The organism is Kitasatospora sp. NPDC097691, from assembly GCF_040302665.1.
Taxonomy (GTDB): domain Bacteria; phylum Actinomycetota; class Actinomycetes; order Streptomycetales; family Streptomycetaceae; genus Kitasatospora.
The window spans coordinates 60,333-79,185 of record NZ_JBEORY010000028.1 but is presented as its reverse complement, the minus strand read 5'-3'; the positions used below and the strand labels follow the sequence as shown (position 1 = coordinate 79,185).

The following is an 18,853-nucleotide window of genomic DNA, read 5'->3' as shown; positions in this document are numbered from 1 at the left end:
GGAGCGGCCCCCGGGGCGGCCTCGGAAGTGGCACCGGTAGCGGCTTCGGGGGCGGCTTCGGGACGGGTCACAGGGCGGTCCAGTGCGCGGTGATCCACTCCAGGGCGGCGGCCCGCTCGCACGGGCCGTGGGCGACGCTCCAGCCGGCCGGCACGGCGGCGAAGGCGGGCCAGAGGGAGTGCTGCCCCTCGGGGTTGACGAGTGCCAGGAACTCGCCGTCGGCGTCGAAGGGGTTGACGGGGGCGTCACTCATCGGAGGTCTTCTCCAGGTGGTCGGCGATCACGCTCGCGATGTGCGCGATCGGGGCGGGCAGGGTCATGTCCTTGTGGGAGCAGGCCACGTCGGTGTCGGCGATCCGGCCGGTCACGTACGGGGTCCACAGCTCGGGCACCAGGGCGTCGTCGATGGTGTCGACGGTGGCGCGGAAGAACAGCACGTCGCCGTCGTAGCGACGGTGGTCGTAACCGCGCACCAGGTGGTTGGTGTTGAGGTAGATCCGGTTGAGCGCGGCCACGGTGGCGTCGTCGAGCCCGGCCAGCGGGCTGCCTTCGCGCCGCAACAACGCGGTGACGGCGTCGAGTTCCAGCGGCCGGCCGTCGAGGTCGGCGGGGCCGTAGCCGCCCATGGTGAGCAGCGCCTCGAGGGCCTCGGCCTGGTCGGGGACGGGCAGCTCGCGGAAGCCCTCGGCGGGATAGGCGTCCAGGATGGCGAGCAGCTCGACCTCTTGGCCCAGTTCCTGGAGTCGGACCGCCACGGCGTGCGCGATGATCCCGCCGGTGGACCAGCCGAGCAGTCGGTACGGCCCTTCGGGCTGGACCTCGCGCAGCCGGTCGACGTAGTGCGCGGCCAGCTCCTCCATCGTGCCGGGCAGCGGTTCGGCGGCGGTGGCGGCGCCGACACCCTGGGCCTGGAGGCCGTAGATCGGGACGTCGCCGGGCAGGTGGCGGATCAGGCCGGTGTAGCACCAGCCGAGGCCACCGGCCGGGTGGACGGCGAACAGCGGGCGCTGCCGCCCGGGGGCGGCGGGCCGCAGCGGGAGCAGGACGTCCAGCGCGTCGGTGGCGTCGGCGCCGGCCGCGAGCGAGGCGTCGAGGGCGGCCGGTGTGGGGGCCTGGAAGAGCGCGCCGATGCCGACCTCCAGCCCGAGCACCTCGCGGATCCGCCCGGCGAGGCGCACCACCAGCAGGGAGTGCCCGCCGAGGGCGAAGAAGTCGTCCTCGACGCCGACCGCGGCGACACCCAGCACCTCGGCGAACAGTTCGCACAGCTGCTGCTCGCGCGGGGTGCGCGGCGGCCGGCCGGCGCCCGCGGCGGGCGCCCCGGGGGCGGGCAGGGCGCGGCGGTCGAGCTTGCCGTTGGCGGTCAGCGGCAGGCGGTCGAGCAGGACGACGGCGGACGGCACCATGTGGACGGGCAGTTCAGCGGCGGCGTGGGCGCGCAGGCCCTCCGGCTCCGGAGCGTCGTCCGCCGCGCCGCCGACCACCGCGTAGGCGACCAGTCGCTTGTCCCCCGGCGTGTCCTCGCGAACGATGACGGCGGCGTCGGCGACCGCCGGGTGGGCGGCCAACACCGCCTCGATCTCGCCGAGTTCGATCCGGAAGCCGCGCAGCTTGACCTGCTGGTCGGCACGGCCGAAGTACTCCAGGACGCCGTCGGCGCGGCGGCGGGCGAGGTCCCCGGAGCGGTACATCCGGGTGCCGCGCTCGCCGAAGAGCCCGGCGTGCGGGTCGGCGACGAAGCGGGTGGCGGTGAGGTCGGGGCGGCCGAGGTAGCCGCGGGCGAGGCCCGCCCCGGCCACGTACATCTCGCCGGTGACGCCGGGCGGGACGGGCTGCAGGTGCCGGTCGAGGACGTAGACGCGCAGGTCGGGGATGTTGACGCCGATGGTGCTGCTGCTTCCGGCGGCGGCACTCGCCCGGTCGAGGGCGATGTGGGAGACGTGCACGGTGGTCTCGGTGATGCCGTACATGTTGACCAGGGTCGGCGCGTCCTCGGCGTGCCGGGAGTACCAGTCGTCCAGGCGGCCGAGTTCCAGCGCCTCGCCGCCGAACACCACGTGGCGCAGGGCGAGTTCGCTGCCGGGTCGATCCCGGTCGGCGGCGCTGAGCTGGTAGAACGCGGACGGAGTCTGGTTGAGCACGGTGACGCGTTCGCGGGCGAGCAGGTCGAGGAAGGCGGCCGGGTCGCGGCTGACCAGGTGCGGGACGACGACCAGTCGGCCGCCGTGCAGCAGGGCGCCCCACAGCTCCCAGACGGAGAAGTCGAAGGCGTAGGAGTGGAAGAGCGTCCAGACGTCCTCGGCTCCGAAGCCGAACCAGTGGTCGGTGGCGGTGAACAGCCGGACGACGTTGCGGTGGGTGACGGGCACGCCCTTGGGGCGGCCGGTGGAACCGGAGGTGTAGATGACGTACGCGGTGTCGTCGGCACGCAGCGGGCGGGTGCGCTCGTTCCGGCCGAGCGGGACGGCGGGGTACCGCGCGGCCTCCGGTCCGTCGACGAGGATCTGCGGCACCTCGTGGGCGGGCAGCCGGGGTGCGGTGGCGCGGTCGGTGAGCAGGGCGGCAGGGGTGGCGTCGGCCAGCATGTAGGCCAGCCGGTCCGCCGGGTAGTCGGGGTCGAGCGGCAGGTAGGCGGCACCGGACTTGGCCACGGCCAGCAGGGCGACGACGAGTTCGAGCGAGCGCGGCAGGGCGAGGGCGACGATGGTGCCGGGGCCGATTCCGTGGGCGGCCAGCAGGCGGGCCAACCGGTCGGCACGGGCTCCGAGTTCGGCATAGTCGAGCCGGCTTCCCTCGTAACTCACGGCGATGGCAGTCGGGTTGGCCTCGGCCGCCGCTTCGAAGAGCTCGGGCAGGGTGGCGCCGGGCGCGGAGGGGGTCGGGCTCGCCGCACCCGGGGTGGCGTTCCACTCGACCAGGGCGCGCAGCCGCTCCTCCTCGCTGATCAGCGGGAGTCGGCCGATCGGGGTGTCGGGCGTAGTGGCGGCGGCGGTGAGCAGCCGGGCCAGGCGTTCCCCGAGCGCGGCCACGGTGGCGGCGTCGAAGAGGTCGGTGCGGAACTCCAGGAAGCCGCCGATGCCGCCGCCGGACAGTTCGCCGGCGTTGAGGGTGAGGTCGAACTTGGCGGTGCCGCTCGGGACGGCGGCGATCTCGGCGGTGAGGCCGCCGCCCAGATCGACGGGCTCGTCGGGGCGGCTCTGCCAGGCGAGCATCACCTGGAACAGCGGGTGGCGGGCGAGTGAGCGCGCCGGGTTGAGCTCCTCGACCAGGCGGTCGAAGGGCAGGTCGGCGTGCTCGTGGGCGTCGAGGGCGGTGGTGCGCACACGCGCCAGCAGCTCGCGGAAGGTCGGGTCACCCGACGTTGTGGTGCGCAGGACCACCGAGTTGACGAAGTAGCCGACCAGGGCTGCGGTTTCGTCGTCCTCGCGGCCGGCCACCGGGGTGCCGATGGGGATGTCGGTGCCGCAGCCGTGCCGGGTGAGCAGGGTGGCCAGCCCGGCCTGGACGGCCATGAACACGGTGCCGCCGGTGGCTCGGGCGAGCGCGGCGAGGGCGGCGTGCGCCTCGGCGCCGAGGGCGAACGGCACGGTGGCGCCGCGGTGGTCGGCGACGGCCGGGCGGGGGCGGTCGGTGGGCAGCTCCAGCTGGTCGGGCAGCCCGGCGAGTGCGGTGCGCCAGTAGTCGGCCTGTCGGACGGCGAGCGGGCCGGGTGCGTCGGCGGCGCCGAGGCGCTGCCGCTGCCAGGCCGCATGGTCGGCGAACTGGACGGTCAGCGGCGGGAGTTCGGGTTCGTCACCGGCGAGTCGGGCGGAGTAGGCGGCGGCGAGGTCGCGGACCAGCGGGGTGGTGGAGGCACCGTCGCCGGCGATGTGGTGGAGCAGCAGGAGCAGGGTGTGCTCGGTTGCCCCGGCGGAGAACAGCGTGGCCCGCAGCGGCGGTTCGGCGGTCAGGTCGAAGGCGTACCGGACGGCTTCGGCCAAGTCCCCGTAACCGTCGTGCAGTTCGAGGGGTGCGGGCGGAAGGATCCGCTGGTAGGGGGTGCTGTCCGACTCCTCGCCGTAGACGGTGCGCAGGACTTCGTGCCGGGCGACGAGATCGCCGAGGGCTCGGGTGAGCGCGGGCCGGTCGAGCGGGCCGGTGAGGGTGAGCACGAGCGGGATGTTGTAGGTGGGGCTGGGGCCTTCGAGCCGGTGCAGGAACCAGAGGCCGCGCTGGGCGGGCGAGAGCGGCATCCGCTCGGTGCGCGGGACGGGCACGAGGGCGGGGCGCGGTTCGGGGGCGCCGCTGCGGCCGGTGGCCGCGTCGGCGTGGCCGGTGGCGGCGTCGGCGTGGCCGGTGGCGGCGTGATCGGTGACGATCTCGTCGGTGACGGCGCGGTCGGTGACGGCTCCGTCGGTCGCCGTCCGCTCGGCGAGCAGGGCGGCCAGGCCGGCCGGGGTCGGGTGGCGGAACACGTCGGCGAACCCGACCGGCGTGGCGAAGGTCTCGCGCAGCCGGGCGGCGAGCCGGCCGGCGAGCAGCGAGTGGCCGCCGAGGTCGAAGAAGGAGGCGTCCCGGCCGGGCGCCTGCCGCAGGTCGAGGACATCGGCGAACAGGCCGCAGACCAGCTCCTCCTGCGGTGTGGCCGCGGCGGTCCCTTCGGTCTCTGCGGCCGGCTCGGGCAGGGCCCGGTGGTCGAGCTTGTCGTGGGCGGTGCGCGGCAGTTCGTCCAGCAGCAGCACGGCCGACGGGACCATGTGCGCGGGCAGCCGGGCGGCGAGCGCGGCGCGCAGCCCGGCCGGGTCGGGGGCGCCGCCGGCGGCGGGGACGGCGTAGCCGAGCAGCCGTCGGCCCTGCGGGCCGGGACGGGCGATCACCACGGCCTGGGCGACGCCGGGCAGTTCGGCGAGGACGGCGGCGATCTCGCCGGGCTCGACCCGGAAGCCGCGGATCTTCACCTGGTCGTCGGCGCGGCCGAGGAACTCCAGGGTGCTGTCGGGTCGGCGGCGGGCGAGGTCGCCGGTGCGGTACATCCGGCTGCCGGGCGGGCCGAAGGGGTCGGCGAGGAAGCGTTCGGCGGTGAGGTCGGGGCGGCCGAGGTAGCCGCGGGCCAAGCAGGCGCCGGCGACGTACAGTTCGCCGGTGACGCCGTCGGGCGCGGGGCGCAGTGAGCCGTCCAGGACGTAGGCGCGGGAGCCGCGCACCACCCGGCCGACCGGGGCGCCGTCCGGGCCCGGCGTCCAGGCGTAGGCGTCGACGGTGGTCTCGGTCGGACCGTAGAGGTCGACGGGGTGGAGGCCGGGGACGGCGGTCAGACGCCGCCAGAGGGCCGGCGGGGTGGCCTCGCCGCCGACCACCAGCACGGACGGGCGGTGCCGGCCCTCGTCCAGGATCCCTTCGCCGATGAGGACTTCAAGGTAGGAGGGGGTGAGGTCGAGGTAGTCGATGCGTTCGCGGTCGAGGTGGGTGGCGAGGGCGGCCGGGTCGCGGTAGGTGGCGTCGTCCAGCAGGTGGAGTTCGTGGCCGTGGACCATCCAGAGCACCGGGTCCCAGGAGGCGTCGAAGGCGAACGAGGCGCTGTGGGCGACGCGCAGGCGCTCGCGGCCGGTGCGGCGCAGGGCGGGGGCGATGTGGTCCTCGGCGAGGCCGGCGTGCAGGTTGGCCAGTGAGGCGTGGGTGACCACCACCCCCTTGGGGCGGCCGGTGGAGCCCGAGGTGTGCAACACGTAGGCCGGGTCGGCCGGTCGGGGTGCGGGCGGGGCGCCGTCCGGCCCGCCGGCCGCCGGCGACGGCCGGACCGTGGGCAGGTCGGCGGGCAGGTCGAGCTCGGCGAGGGCCTCGGCGGTGCCGACCGCGCAGACCGGTCGGGCGTCGGCCAGCACGGCGGCGAGCCGCTGCCGCGGGTGGGTGAGGTCGAGGGACACGCAGGCGCCGCCGGCCTTGAGGACGGCGAGCATCGCGACGAGCGTGTCCGCGCCGCGCGGCAGGGCGATCGCGACCGGCGCGCCGTCCCGTACGCCGAGGGCGGTCAGGCGGTGGGCGAGCCGGTTGGCTGCGGTGTCGAGCTGCCGGTACGTCAGGGCGTCCGCGCCGCTGCGGACGGCGACGGCGTCCGGGGTGCGGGCGGCCCGGGCGGCGAACAGCTCGGGCACCGTCCGCTCGACCGGGGGTTCGGTCCGCCCTGCGGTGGCCCGGGCCAGGGCGTCCGCGTCGAGCAGGTCGATCCGGGCGATCGGGGTCTGCGGGGCGGTGAGCAGCAGGTCGGCGAGGGCGTCGAGGTAGCACAGCAGGCCGTCGCGGTGGGCGGCGAGGGAGGCGGCTCCGTGGCGGGCCGGGTCGGCGTCGATGACCAGGCGAAGCGTGCCGTCCGGGCCGGGCGAGACGTTCAGGGCGAGGTCGTCCACGGGGCCGGCGGCGAGGTTGCGGACGGTGCCGGGCAGGCCCGCCAGGTCGAGGTCGCCCTCGAAGGCCTTGATGTTGACCATCGGGCCGAACAGGGCGCGGCCGTCGCCGGTGCGGCCGAGGTCGCGGCGCAGGTCCTCCAGCGGGTAGCGCTGGTGACGGCGGACGGCGCGCAGTTCGCGGACCACCCTGCGCAGCAGGGCCTCGGCGCTGTCGGCGGGGCGGACGGCGAGGCGCAGCGGAAGCACGTTGGCGGTGGCGACGGGGGTGCGCAGGGCGGCCGGGCCACGGCGGTTGGCGAGCGGCAGCCCGAGGACGACGTCGTGACTGCCGGACAGGCGGTGCAGGTAGCCGGCGGTGGCGGCGATCAGCAGTTCGGCCCAGGTGGCGCGGACGGCGCCGACGGCGCGCTCCAGGCGGTCCCGGGTGCCGGCGGGGAGGTCGGCGGTGTGGCGTAGCGGGGCCGGACGGGGGGCGGGGGCGCCGGGCGTGGAGGCGTCAGGGGTCGGGGCGTCGGGGGTGTGGGCGTCGGGGGTGTGGGCGGGGGTGCCCGGGAGGGTCGGCGGGGTGTCGGTGTCGCTCATCCGGGCGGTCCAGTAGGCGCGGTCGGCCGGGTAGTCCTCGCCGGCGCGGTACGCGGCCTCCTCGGCGGCGGCCTCGGCGAGGCGTGCGAACGGGCTCGGGGCGGGCTCGGCACCGTCGGCGTCCGCGCGGTACAGCTCGGCGACCCGGTCGCCGAGGAGGGTCAACGCGTAGGCGTCGACGGCGAGGTGGTGGATCCGCCGGTACCAGAGGCGCCGGTCGTCGGCGAGACGGATGAGCGCGTGGGTGAACAGCGGGCCCTCGGCGAGGTCGACGGGGCGGGCGAGGTCGGCGCGCATCCAGGCCTCGGCGGCTTCGGCGGGGGTGGCCTGCGAGGGAGCGTCGGCGACACTGTCGGCGCCACCGTCGGCGCCACCGCCGGTGCCGCTACCGGCGCAGGACGCGGCGCGCAGGTCGAGGCGGTGCAGCGGCCAGGGGCGGCCGGGCTTCAGGCGCTGACGGGGCGTGCCGTCGGGACCGGTGACGACGACGGCGCTCAGCGCCTCCGCCTCCTCCACCGCCTGCCGCAGGGCCCGTTCGAACCGCTCCTCGTCCAGCGGGCCGACGATCTCGACGGCGTCGCCGGTGTTGTAGACCGGACTGGCGGGGTCGAGCTCCTGGGCGTGCCAGATGGCGGCCTGGGCGGCGAGCAACGGGAAGTCGACGGCCCGGGTCTCGACGGTCCGGGTGTCGCCAGGGTGGGTCTCGGCGGCGGGCATGGTTCGGAAAGCTCCTCGGGGATCCGGAACGCCTTACTTAGGTTAGCCTAATCTAACTTCATATGATCTGGTCAACGGCCCGGGGGCATCCGGGCCCTGACACCCCGGAGGCGCCACCCATGCCCCTGTCCGCACCCCCGCCCGGAACCACGCCCCCGTCCGGGAACACGGCCTCACCCGGGGACACGGCCTCACCCAGGGGCACCGGCACGCCGCCCCTCGACGCGACCAAGCAGGCCGTCCGCGACCGCGTGCACGCACACCGGGAGGAGCTGCTCGCGCTCAGCCGACGCATCCACGCCCACCCCGAGACCGCCTTCGAGGAGCACCGCGCGGCCGCCTGGTGCGCCGAACTGCTGCGCGGCCACGGCTTCACCGTCACCGCGCCCGCGCACGGTCTGGCCACCGCATTCAGCGCGACCCTCGGCAGCGGGCCGGTCACCGTCGCCCTGGTCTGCGAGTACGACGCGCTGCCCGGACTCGGCCACGCCTGCGGACACAACCTGATCGCCGCCGCAGGCCTGGGCGCGGCGCTCGGGCTCGCCCCGTACGCCGGCCGACTCGGGCTCACCGTACGGGTGATCGGCGCGCCGGCCGAGGAGCGCGGGGCCGGCAAGGCGCTGCTGCTGGAGGCCGGGGCCTTCGCCGGAGCGGACGCGGCGATGATGGTCCACCCCTGCCCGGTCGAGGTCGCCGACTTCCGCTCCTTCGCGCTCGGCACACTGTCCGTCCGCTACACCGGGCGCGCGGCCCACCCCAGCCTCAACCCGCACGACGGACGCAACGCCGCCGACGCGCTCACCGTCGCCCAGGTCGCGATCGGGCTGCTGCGCCAGCAACTCCCGCCGCACTGGCGGGTGCACGGCATCACCACGGCGGCCGGCACGGCGCCGAACCTGATCCCGGACAGCGCGAGCGCCGAGTACGAGATCCGGGCCTCGGCGGCCGAGGACCTCGCGGAGCTGCGCTCCCGGGTCGAGGACTGCTTCCGCGCCGGGGCACTGGCCACCGGGTGCGAGGTGGAGCTGTCCCGCCCCGAGCCGGACTACCTGGACATGCGGTCCGACCCGGGGCTGCTGGCCCTGTGGCGGGCCAACGCGGCGGCGCTCGGCCGGCCGGAGCCGGTCGAGAGCGGGCCGTTCGCCTGCACGGACATGGGGAACGTGTCGCACGTGGTGCCCTCGATCCATCCGGTCCTGGACATCACCGGCGGCGCCTGCGCCCCGCACGAGGCGGCGTTCGCCGAGGCGGCGCTCGGCGCGGAGGCGGAACGGGCGGTGCTGGACGGCGCGGTGGCCATGGCGTGGACGGCGGCGGACCTGGCGGCAGCCTCGGCTGCGGCGCGGACGCACGCGTGACGGTCGACAGCTTTCAGCGAACAGATGACGAAATCTGTTCGCTGAAAGCTGTCATCTGTCATCTGTCATCTGTTAGCTGTTAGCTGTTAGCTGACAGATGAGAGCCGTCCGCCGTCACGCGCCCAGCAGGGCCGCCGGTGCCACCCGGACCGCCGTCACACCCAGCTCCCGGACCACCGCCCCGACGTCGCCCTCCCGCTGCGGGTCGGCGAGCACCACGGCAGCGCCCGTCCGCAGCGGCCAGAGGAACTCCCAGAGCGGTAGCCCCAGGTGCAGCACCCGGTCGCCCGGGCCCAGCGGGTGCTCCGCCTGCAGCTCGCGCACTCGCCGGTCCGCCTCGGCATGGGTGAGCCGGACGGCCGTCGGGCGCCCGCCCGGGCCGTACCCGACGCACAGCAGGTGCTGCGGGGTGAGCGCCCGGGGCGGGTCGACGGCCGGCTCGCCGTCGACGTCCAGCCCGGCGAGCGCCCCCGGCACCCCCTCCCCCAGCACGCACACCGGCGCGTTCTCCGCGAGCAGCCGCTCCCGCCGCCCGGGCGCGTCCGCCGGGTCCAGCGGCAGGTACGCCGCGCCCGACTTCACCACCGCCAGCAGCGCCGTCAGCAGCTCGGCCGGTCGGCGGAACGCCGCCAGTCCGACCACCGCGCCAGGGCGGGCCCCACGGGCGGCCAGGGCGCGCGCCAGCCGGTTGGCGGACGCGTTCAGCTCGCCGTAGGCGACGGTCCGCCCGTCGGCGAGCACCAGCGCCGGCGCGTGCGGCGTCCGGGCCGCCTGCGCCTCCACCGGACCCACCAGGGTGGTGGCCGGGTACGTCACCCTGCGGCGGGGCAGGGACGGCACCGGGGTCTGCGCCTCCTCCCGCACCGACTCCCGCACCGACTCCCGCACCGATTCACGGACGGCCTCCCACCCCTGTTCCCGGACGGCCTCCCGCGCGGCCCCCTGGACGGTCTCCCGTACGACCGCATCCATCAGACCGCGCCCAGCAGCTCGGCCCAGGCCTCGACCGCCGGGCGCTCCGCGAGCCGGACGAACGCCACCTCGGCGCCCTCCGCCCGCCAGCGCTCGGCGAGCGTCATCAGCCGGATGGAGTCCAACCCCCAGTCCACCAGGTTCTCGTCCAGCGGGATGTCCGCCGGGTCCTCGCCGAGTAGGTCGGCGACCTCGGCCCGGATCCGCTCCACCGTGAAGCCCACGCCCGTCACTTCCCGTCCACCTCGTCCACTGCGTCCACTGCGTCCACTGCGTCCACTGCGCCCGCACCGTCCACCGCGTCCACCGCGTCGACCGCGTCGGACCATCCCGTCCCGCTCGGCCCGTCGAGCATCCCGAGCACGGCCTCCGTCGTGGTGACCACCCCGCATCGTCCGGCCACCCAGGCCAGCGCGGCGCGGTGCTCCGCCGGGCCGAAGTCGGCGACCGCGTCGGCCACCACGAAGGCCTGCAGGTCCCGCATCCAGGCGTCGCAGGCGGTGGCCTGCACGCCGATGTGCGCGTACACCCCGGTGATCACCAGCTGGTCCCGGCCCTGCTCTCGCAGCAGCCGCTCCAACTCGGTGCGGACGAAGGCGCTGTACTTCCACTTGGTCAGCACGGTGTCCCCCGGCGCCGGCGCGACGGCGTCGGCGATCGCGGTGGCACGCGGGTCGTCCGGGATGCCCGGCCCCCAGAAGTCCTGCTGCAGTCCGCGCTCGGCCGGGCTCTGTCCGCCCGGCTGGGCCGAGTAGACCACCGGCACACCGGCGGCGCCGGCCGCCTTGGCCAAGCCCGCGACGTTGCCGAGGAGTTCGGGCACCGGTGCGGCCTCGGCATCGAAGGCGCCGAGGAAGTGGTTCTGCAGGTCGTGGACCAACAGGACGGCGCGCGCCGGGTCCACCGTCCAGGCGACCCGGTTGGCGGGCAGCTCCTCGGCGGCGGGCATGGGATAGGAGGGAATGCGGGGCAGGCCCACGATGGTCGTTCCTTAGCAACTAGAGGGGGGAATCAACGGGCGGCGGGCAGGGAGGCCGCGATGGCGGCGCGCAGGTCCTTCTTGCTGACCTTCCCGATGCCGGTGGCCGGGAAGGCCTCGACGAACTCGACCCGGTCCGGCACCTTGTAGTCGGCCAGTCCGCGCTGTCGCACGAAGCGCTTCAACTCGACGCCCTTCGGCGGCTGTTCACGGTGCTCGGCGCGGAGCACCACGTACGCGCAGGTGCGTTCGCCCAGGTAGGGGTCGGGCATCGAGACCACCGCGGCGTCGTGCACGGCGGGGTGCGCGAGCAGGTGGTTCTCGATCTCCTCGGCGGCGACCTTCTCGCCGCCCCGGTTGATCTGGTCCTTGGCCCGCCCCTCGACCACCAGGTGGCCGGTCGGGGTCCGCCGGACCAGGTCGCCGGTGCGGTAGAAGCCGTCCGCCGTGAAGGAGTTCGCGTTGTGCTCGGGCGCGTTCCAGTAGCCGCGGATGGTGTACGGACCGCGGGTCAGCAGGTGGCCGGTGGCGCCGTCGGGCAGGTCCCGGTCCTGGTCGTCGACGATCCGGACCTCGTCGTCCGGGGAGATCGGGCGGCCCTGGGTGGTGGTGATCAGCTCCTCCGGGTCGTCCAGCCGGGTGTAGTTGACCAGCCCCTCGGCCATCCCGAAGACCTGCTGGAGCGTGCAGCCCAGCACCGGCCGCACCCTGCGGGCGGCCTCCGTGCTGAACTTGGCGCCGCCGACCAGCAGCACCTCCAGGCTCTCGTACCCCCGGGCGCCCCGCTCGGCGGCGTCCAGCCAGAGCAGGGCGAGCGGCGGCACCAGCCCGGTGACGGTCGCGCCCTCGCGTTCGATCAGCGGGAAGGCCGTTTCCGGATTGGGCTGCGGGCAGAGCACCACCCGGCCGCCTGCGTACAGCGCGCCGAGCGAACCCGGCGAGCTGAGCGGGAAGTTGTGGGCTGCGGGCAGCACGCACAGGTACACGCTGTCGGCGTCCAGTGCGCACAGCTCGACCGAGCCGCGCAGCGAGTAGATGTAGTCGTCGTGGGTGCGTGGGATCAGCTTCGGCACGCCGGTGCTGCCGCCGGAGAGCTGCAGGAAGGCGACGTCCCCCGGCTCGGGCTCGTCCGCCGGACCGGGACCGGGACCGTCACAGGGCACGTCGGCCAGCCGGACGTGTTCGCCCGCATCCTCTCCGGCCACCAGCACCAGCCGCAGCGCGGGGTTCTCCGACCGTACCCGGGACGCGAGTTCGCGGTAGTCGAAGCCACCGTCGACGGCGGGCACGACGTACGCCGCCGCCCCCGTGAAGGAGCAGAAGTACCCGATCTCGGTGTACCGGTGCGCGGGCAGCGCGAAGACCGGCAGCGCGCCGATCCGGAACAGTGCGAAGACCACCTCGAAGAACTCGGCGGCGTTGGGCAGTTGGACCACCACGCGGTCCCCGGCCCGGATGCCCCGGGCGAGCAGCCCGGCGGCCATCCGATCGGCCCGGTGGTCGAGGTCCGCGTACGTCCAGCGGCGCTCCGCCGCGGCCGCGCAGTGGCCGCCCGGATCGACGACGGCGATCCGCCCGCCGTGCGCGGCGGCGCGCTCGCGCAGCATCCGTCCGAAGGTCTCGCCGCGCCAGTACCCGGCGGCCCGGTAGCGCTCGGCGAACTCGGCGGGGTACGGGGTGAACCCGTCCCGCGGCGTCACCGGGACACCCCCACGGCGTCCAGGAAGGTGCGGAACTTGGCGCTGGTCTCGGCGAGTTCGGCCTCCGGGCAGGAGCGGTCGACCACCCCGGCACCGGCGTACACCCGCAGCGTCCGTTCGTCCGCCTCCGCACACCGGATGGTGACCACCCACTCGCCGTCGCCCGTCGCGTCCCCCCAGCCGACCATGCCGGTGTACAGCCCGCGGTCGAAGGGCTCGACCTCGCCGATCACACGGCGCGCGACGTCCGTCGGGGTGCCGCAGACGGCCGGGGTCGGATGCAGCGCGCAGGCGAGCTCCAGGGCCGAGACCGCCGGGTCGGCCAGTTCGCCGCGGATCGTGGTGGCCAGGTGCCACATCGCGGCCGTCCGCACCAGCGTGGGCCGTTCGGGCACCTCCAGGGTGCGGCAGTACGGCGCCAGCGCCTCGCGGATGGCGTCCACCACCACCGCGTGCTCGTGCAGGTCCTTCGGGGACTCCAGCAGGGCGGCGGCGCGCCGGACGTCCTCGCCGAGGTCCTCGCTGCGCGGCACCGAGCCGGCCAGCGGGTTGGCAAGCACGGCCGTTCCCCGCCGGGAGAGCAGGAGTTCGGGGCTGGCGCCGATCAGGGTCCGGCCGCCGCCGGCCGGGACGGCGAAGGTGTAGCCGCCCGGGTCGCGCCGGGCCAGCCGCTGCAGGATGCCCGGCAGGTCGAGCGGCTCGGCGGCGCCGAGCTCCAGCGTCCGGGCGAGCACCACCTTGCTCAACTCCCCGCCGCGCAGCCGCTCGACGGCCGCCGCGACGCCCGCGCCGTACGCCTCCGGCGCTGGCACCGGGCGGATCCGCCAGTCAAGCCGCTCGGCCGGCGGCGCGGGCAGCGCGATCAGCGGGTCGTCACCCAGTGCCCCGCCGGTCCGGACCCGCTCGGGCACGGCGAGTTCGACCCTGCTGTCCCGGTCGAACGCCACCGCGCCGACCACCAGCGGCCGTTCGCCCCCCGCGCGACCGGCCTCGGCCAGCGTCTCGGCGACCCGCAGGGCCAGCGGTCGCCCGTCCTGCGGCACCCGGGCACGCACGCCGGAGGTCAGCAGGGTGCGGGTCGGCGAGGCGAAGAACGCTTCGTCGGAGGCGGCCCGGTACTGGCCGAGCAGTCCGCTGGCCGCGCCGATGACGGCGTGGTCGGGGCCGCCGGCGAGGGGGGCCGCCGGGGCGTGGTGCACCGTGGTCACGGTGGATTCTCCAGTCTGGGACGGGTCTACGGGGGAGATCGCAGCTCAACGGGGATCCGGCGGCTCTTGGGGGCCGGCAGGTCTTCGGGGCCGGCGGATCTCGGGGGGCGGCGGGACTCGGGGCACCGGCGGGACTGCCGGGGCCGACAGGGCGTCAGGCGTCAGGCGTCAGGCGTCAGGCGTCAGGCGCAGCCGCGATGAAGCGGCCGTTCGGCGGAAGCCCGGGGCGGCTCAGGCCCGCAGGGTCGCGCCGCCGTCGACGTACAGGTCGTGCATGGTGATGTGCCGCGCCCGGTCGGAGGCCAGGAACACCACGGCCTCCGCGACATCGGCGGGCGCGGCGATCCGCCCGAGCGGGATACCGACCCGCCAGGCGGCCAAGTCGCCCTCGATCACCCGCTGTTCGGCCGCAGCGGCGTCCTCGCCCCACAGCGCGCGCTGCATCTCGGTGTCGGTCGACCCGGGCGACACGACGTTGCACCGCACCCCGGACCGGGCGAGTTCCAGCCCCAGGCAACGGGTGAACATGGTGGCCGCGGCCTTGGACGCCGCGTAGGCGGCCATCCCTGCCCGCGGCACCCCGGCGGCGTTGGAGCCGACGGTCACGACGGCCCCGCGCCCCCGCCGCGCCATCCGCCGCCCGACGGCGCGGCCGGTGTGGAAGACACCGGTGGTGTTGACGGCGAAGGTGTCGGCCCAGTCGGCGTCGGTGAGTTCGACGACCGGTCCGGAACGCAGGATGCCCGCGACGTTCGCGAGCGTGGCGATCGCGCCGAGTTGACGTTCGATCAATTCGACTGCATCGTCGACGGCTTGGGCATCGGCCACGTCCAGTACGTACGGTCTGACGGTCGGAAGCTCCGCCACCAGTGCGTCGAGCGCTCCGGCGTTTCGGTCCACCGCCGCGACGACGGCTCCTTCGGCCACCAGCGCCCGCACCACGGCCGCGCCGATGCCCTGCCCGGCTCCGGTGACCATCGCGACGGTACCGGCGAATTCGGACTGCTGCTGCACAGGACATCCCCTCCGACCAGCAAGATTAGGCAAGGCTAACCTAACACAGCTGTTCGCCCACGCCGAGAGCCTGTGCGACCGTCAATTCGAACGCCGACCTGCCGCCGCCTTCACAAAGACGAGACGGTTCGTCTCGCTTATCTCCCGCGCCACGACACGACCCACCGCACGAACTGGGTGAGCAGCGCCCGCCGGCCGCCGGGGCCCGACCTCACGGCGAGGTCGTCGGCTCCGCCGGAGCCTTCGGCGCGGGGGAGAGTCCCGCGCAGCCGCGCAGGCCGTCGCGGCGCTTGAGGGCGGCCGCTGCCGCGGCGCCGGCGACCGGCTCGGGGATGCCCTTGTCGTCGATGGTGGCCGGGGCGAAGGCCTCGCCGGTCACCTTGCCGTCGGCGGTGAGCGTGAGGGTGGTGACGCCGGTCTCGTTGGAGTTCGGGTAGTCGGAGGTTCCGTACCAGAGGAAGTTGCCGAAGCCGTACCCGATGTAGGTGTTGCCGAGCATGCCCGAGCCGACCATGGTGTGCGCGTGGGTGCCGACCACCGCGGTGGCGCCGGCGGTGGCGAGCTTCTTGGCGATGGTGGTCTGCGCGGCGGTCGGGCAGGCCTTCCCCTCCTCGCCCCAGTGCAGGTAGACGAGGACGACCGGGGCCTGCTGCTTCGCCCCCTCCACCGCCTTGACCAGCGCCGGGACGTCCAGTGCGGAGGCTATGCCCGGCTTGTTCGCGCCGGCCCGCCACTTCTGGTTGGTGAGGTCCTCGACCTGGCTCGCGGCGACCACGGCGACCTTCACCCCGCGCACGGTGGTGACGTACGGGGCGTACGCCTCCTTGGCGTTGCGGCCGACGCCGACGACCGGGATCGGCGAGGAGTCCTTGGCGGCGAGGGTGTCGGCGAGGCCGTCGGCGCCGAAGTCCACGGCGTGGTTGTTGGCCATCGAGACGACGTCGACGCCCGAGTCCTTGAGCACCGACAGCGCCTTGGGCTCGGTGCGGAAGGTGTACAGCTTGGGCTCCGGGGCGCCCCGCCCGGTGATCGCGGTCTCCAGGTTGAGGACGGACAGGTCCGCGTCGGCGAGGTTGCGGGAGATCGGGCCGAGCGCCGGCTCGGGCGGCTGGACGGCCAGCCGGGCCTCGGTGCGCCCCTCGAAGTGGACGTCCCCGGCGAAGGCGACGGTGATGGTGCCGTCCGGCCGGGGCGCGGCGGTCTTGCTCGGGGCCGCGCCGGTGGTCGGGGCGCCCGGGGTCGAGGACGCGGCCGTCGGGGCGGGGGCGGCGCCCGCCGGGGCGGGGTCCGGGTCGTCCGGACCGCAGGCGGTGACGGTGGTGAGTCCGACGAGCAGCGCGACGGCGGCCGCGGCACGGCGCATGAGTGGTTTCCCCCCGAGGATGATGCAAGAGCGGTCAGCCTACGCCACCGAATCACCACCACTTGGGCCCGCAGCCGCAACATTCCGGCCACAGAAGGGCACGGGCGGCCCCACCCCTGGCCCGCCCGTCCCAATCACCCCACCCGTCCCGGCCACCGTGTCCCTGGTGCGGCGGCGGGGAGGGCGCGCAGCGTGGTGGTACGGGGACACCGGTCCCGCGCGGGAGGCCCGGAGGTGTGACGTGATGGGCAGCAACGAGGTCGGCGCCGTGCACGGCGGCACGGACGGCACGGGCGGCGTCCCGCACGGCGGCACGGGCGGCGGGGGTGGGGGCGGCGAGCGGGCCGTCCGCACCAAGGACTGGCAGCTCAGCCTGCACGTGGTCGAGGACCGGGACACCACCCGGGTGCACGCCGTCCTGAACGCCGACGGCAACGTCCTGCACAGCGACGCCCGTTCGCGCCGCAACCCGCGCGACACCCCGGCCCCGGAGGTCGGCGACGAGTTCGCGGTCGGCCGCGCCCTGGTCGACCTCGGCCACCAGTTGCTGCGCGCGGGCGTCCACCGCGCCACCGGTCCCACGGAGGAGTGAGAGGCACCCGGCTGAACCCCGCCGCGGCTGCGCCCGGCAGAGGAGTGCGCACTGCCCGTCCGGGTACGCCATGCTGAACCGCGACACCCGACCGGAACACCGGACGACCGGAAGAGCCGTACCCCGCCCATGGACACCACCCCCGACCGCCGGCCCGCCCCGGACCCCGACGCGGACCCGGCCCCCGCCCCCGCTCCCGCCTCCGCCTCCGCCTCCGCCTCCGCCTCCGCTCCGGGCGGCCCCGCCGCGTCCCCCGACGTCACCCCCGGCGCCACTCCCGCCTCCGCCTCCGATGTCACCGATGTCACCGACGTCACCCCCGACTTCACCCCCGCCGAGCGCGCCCGGGGCCGCGCGCTGCGCCGCGCCCAGCTGCCGTGGGCGTTGGGCGGCCGGCTGGCGGGCCTGGCGCTGACCCTGCTGCTCGGCCTCACCCCGGCCGGCGCCGCGCTGGTCACCGCCGCCGGCAGCTGGTTCGGCGGCTCCCGGACGGCCACCGTCCTGGCCGGCGCGGCGGCGCTGGTGGTCCTCGGCCGGCTGCTGCAGTTGCCCTTCGACGCCCGGGTGCGGTCGGTCCGGGCCCGGTCCGGGCTGGTGACCCAGGGCTGGGCCGGCTGGGCGCTGGACGCCCTGCGCGGCCTGCTCCTCACCCTCGTCCTGGTCCTCCCGCTCGCCCTCGGGCTGTTCGCGCTGACCGCCTGGTCGCCGCAGCACTGGTGGGTACCGGCGGCGGGCGCGGCGGCACTGCTGACCGCCGCCCTCTCCTTCCTGCACCCGCTGCTGATCGAGCCGGTGTTCAACCGCTTCGCCCCGATGCCGCCGGGCGAGCTGCGCACCGCGCTGCTGGCGCTGGCCGAACGGGACGGCGTCCGGGTGCGGGACGTCCTGGTGGCGGACGCCTCCCGCCGGACGACCGCGCTCAACGCGTACGTCTCCGGCTTCGGCGCCACCCGCCGGATCGTCGCGTACGACACGCTGCTGAGCACCGCCGAGCCGAGCGAGGTGGAGCTGGTGGTCGCGCACGAGCTGGGCCACGTCAAGCACCGGGACGTGCCGGTCGGCACCGCGCTGGGCGCGGTCGGGGCGGCCGTCGCGGTGGCCGTCCTCGGCCTGCTGACCGGTTGGCAGCCGCTGTTGGACGCCGCCGGGGTGACCGATGCGGCGGACCCCCGGGCTCTGCCGTTGCTCGCGGCGCTCGCGGCGCTGCTGGGTGCGCTGTCGGGTCCGGCGCAGTGCGCGGTGAGTCGCCGGATCGAGGCCCGGGCGGACCGGCACGCCCTCGAACTGACCGGTGATGCCGAGCAGTTCGTGGCGATGCAGCGCAGACTGGCACTGACGAACGTCTCCGATGTCGACCCGCCCAGGCTGCTTGAGCTACTGTTCGCCACTCACCCGAGTGCGACCCGCAGGATCGCCGCCGCCCGCGCCTGGCAGGCCGCGCGAGGACGGCCGGCGTCGGAGCGTCGCGCCACCCCGGGCGAATCCGTTGTATAGTGCAACAAACATCGAGGAGATAGGAACGCCGTGCCCGGCCGCGAGTCGTCCATCGACACCATCCAGCGCGAGCTGACCGCGTTCGCCCGCCGCGCCCGGCACAAGGCCTCCCAGCTGCACCCCGACCTCTCCCTGGTCACGTACAGCATCCTCGACCTGATCACGGAGCGCGGCGGCTGCCGGGCCGCCGACGTGGCCGCGCACTTCATGCTCGACAAGTCCACCGTCAGCCGTCAGGTCACCGCCCTGGAGAAGCTCGGCCTGCTGGCCCGCGAGGCCGACCCGGACGACCAGCGCGGCCAGATCCTGCGCGCCACCGAGGCCGGGCTGACCCTGCTGCGGGACGCCAACGAGCAGCGCCGACTGGCCTTCACCACCCGGTTCACCGACTGGTCCGACGAGGACATCGCCCGTTTCGCCGCCTACCTGGCCCGCTACGGCGAAGAGGGCTGACGGAACGCTCACGGCGCCCGGCAGCCCAGGACCGACCG

General features: G+C 75.3%; 13 protein-coding genes. 4 read left to right on the top strand and 9 right to left on the bottom strand.

Going from position 1 to position 18,853, the window contains the following annotated elements; genetic code table 11:
- Positions 1–67 precede the first annotated feature (67 nt).
- Positions 68–253 (bottom strand): MbtH family protein, encoded by a 186-nt coding sequence (locus tag ABTY56_RS20940; RefSeq protein ID WP_350630443.1) that lies wholly within the window; start codon positions 251–253, stop codon positions 68–70.
- Positions 246–7,682 (bottom strand): non-ribosomal peptide synthetase, encoded by a 7,437-nt coding sequence (locus ABTY56_RS20935; protein ID WP_350630442.1) that lies wholly within the window; start codon positions 7,680–7,682, stop codon positions 246–248. Before ABTY56_RS20935 ends, ABTY56_RS20940 begins: the two co-directional genes overlap by 8 nt.
- A 119-nt stretch (positions 7,683–7,801) precedes the next feature.
- Between ABTY56_RS20935 and ABTY56_RS20930 the strand changes: the two genes are divergently transcribed.
- Positions 7,802–9,040, top strand: coding sequence for an amidohydrolase (locus tag ABTY56_RS20930; protein WP_350630441.1), 1,239 nt, complete (start codon positions 7,802–7,804; stop codon positions 9,038–9,040).
- Between the two features lie 114 nt (positions 9,041–9,154).
- Here the strand turns inward: ABTY56_RS20930 and ABTY56_RS20925 are convergent, their stop codons facing one another.
- The 7 genes from ABTY56_RS20925 to ABTY56_RS20895 form a co-directional block, all read right to left on the bottom strand.
- Positions 9,155–10,012, bottom strand: a complete 858-nt coding sequence (locus ABTY56_RS20925) for an AMP-binding protein (RefSeq protein WP_350630440.1) — start codon at positions 10,010–10,012, stop codon at positions 9,155–9,157.
- Positions 10,012–10,245: a phosphopantetheine-binding protein gene (locus ABTY56_RS20920; RefSeq protein WP_380336603.1), complete on the bottom strand. Its 234-nt coding sequence runs from the start codon at positions 10,243–10,245 to the stop codon at positions 10,012–10,014. The genes ABTY56_RS20925 and ABTY56_RS20920 overlap by 1 nt, the downstream gene beginning before the upstream one ends.
- Positions 10,242–10,991, bottom strand: coding sequence for an isochorismatase family protein (locus tag ABTY56_RS20915; RefSeq protein ID WP_350630439.1), 750 nt, complete (start codon positions 10,989–10,991; stop codon positions 10,242–10,244). Before ABTY56_RS20915 ends, ABTY56_RS20920 begins: the two co-directional genes overlap by 4 nt.
- A 32-nt stretch (positions 10,992–11,023) precedes the next feature.
- Entirely contained in the window at positions 11,024–12,691 is a 1,668-nt protein-coding gene (locus ABTY56_RS20910; protein WP_350630438.1) for a (2,3-dihydroxybenzoyl)adenylate synthase, read from the bottom strand.
- On the bottom strand, positions 12,688–13,899 hold the full coding sequence (gene dhbC, locus ABTY56_RS20905) for an isochorismate synthase DhbC (protein WP_502893156.1): 1,212 nt from the start codon (positions 13,897–13,899) through the stop codon (positions 12,688–12,690). The genes ABTY56_RS20910 and dhbC overlap by 4 nt, the downstream gene beginning before the upstream one ends.
- A 231-nt stretch (positions 13,900–14,130) precedes the next feature.
- Positions 14,131–14,946, bottom strand: coding sequence for a 2,3-dihydro-2,3-dihydroxybenzoate dehydrogenase (locus ABTY56_RS20900; protein WP_502893155.1), 816 nt, complete (start codon positions 14,944–14,946; stop codon positions 14,131–14,133).
- A 178-nt stretch (positions 14,947–15,124) separates the two neighbouring features.
- The gene (locus tag ABTY56_RS20895; protein ID WP_350630436.1) at positions 15,125–16,276 is read right to left on the bottom strand and encodes a CapA family protein; all 1,152 of its coding nucleotides are present in this window, start codon (positions 16,274–16,276) and stop codon (positions 15,125–15,127) included.
- Positions 16,277–16,520: 244 nt separating this feature from the next.
- On the opposite strand from ABTY56_RS20895, the gene ABTY56_RS20890 reads away from it, so the two are divergent.
- The 3 genes from ABTY56_RS20890 to ABTY56_RS20880 all read left to right on the top strand — a co-directional run bounded on the left by ABTY56_RS20890 (position 16,521) and on the right by ABTY56_RS20880 (position 18,815).
- Complete coding sequence (locus ABTY56_RS20890; protein ID WP_350630435.1) at positions 16,521–16,868, top strand: dsRBD fold-containing protein; 348 nt, start codon at positions 16,521–16,523, stop codon at positions 16,866–16,868.
- Positions 16,869–16,997: 129 nt separating this feature from the next.
- Positions 16,998–18,362, top strand: a complete 1,365-nt coding sequence (locus ABTY56_RS20885; RefSeq protein ID WP_350630434.1) for a M48 family metalloprotease — start codon at positions 16,998–17,000, stop codon at positions 18,360–18,362.
- A gap of 30 nt (positions 18,363–18,392) precedes the next feature.
- Positions 18,393–18,815 carry a MarR family winged helix-turn-helix transcriptional regulator gene (locus ABTY56_RS20880; RefSeq protein ID WP_350630433.1) on the top strand — a complete coding sequence of 141 codons (423 nt, stop codon included), beginning with the start codon at positions 18,393–18,395 and terminating at the stop codon, positions 18,813–18,815.
- Positions 18,816–18,853: the final 38 nt, after the last annotated feature.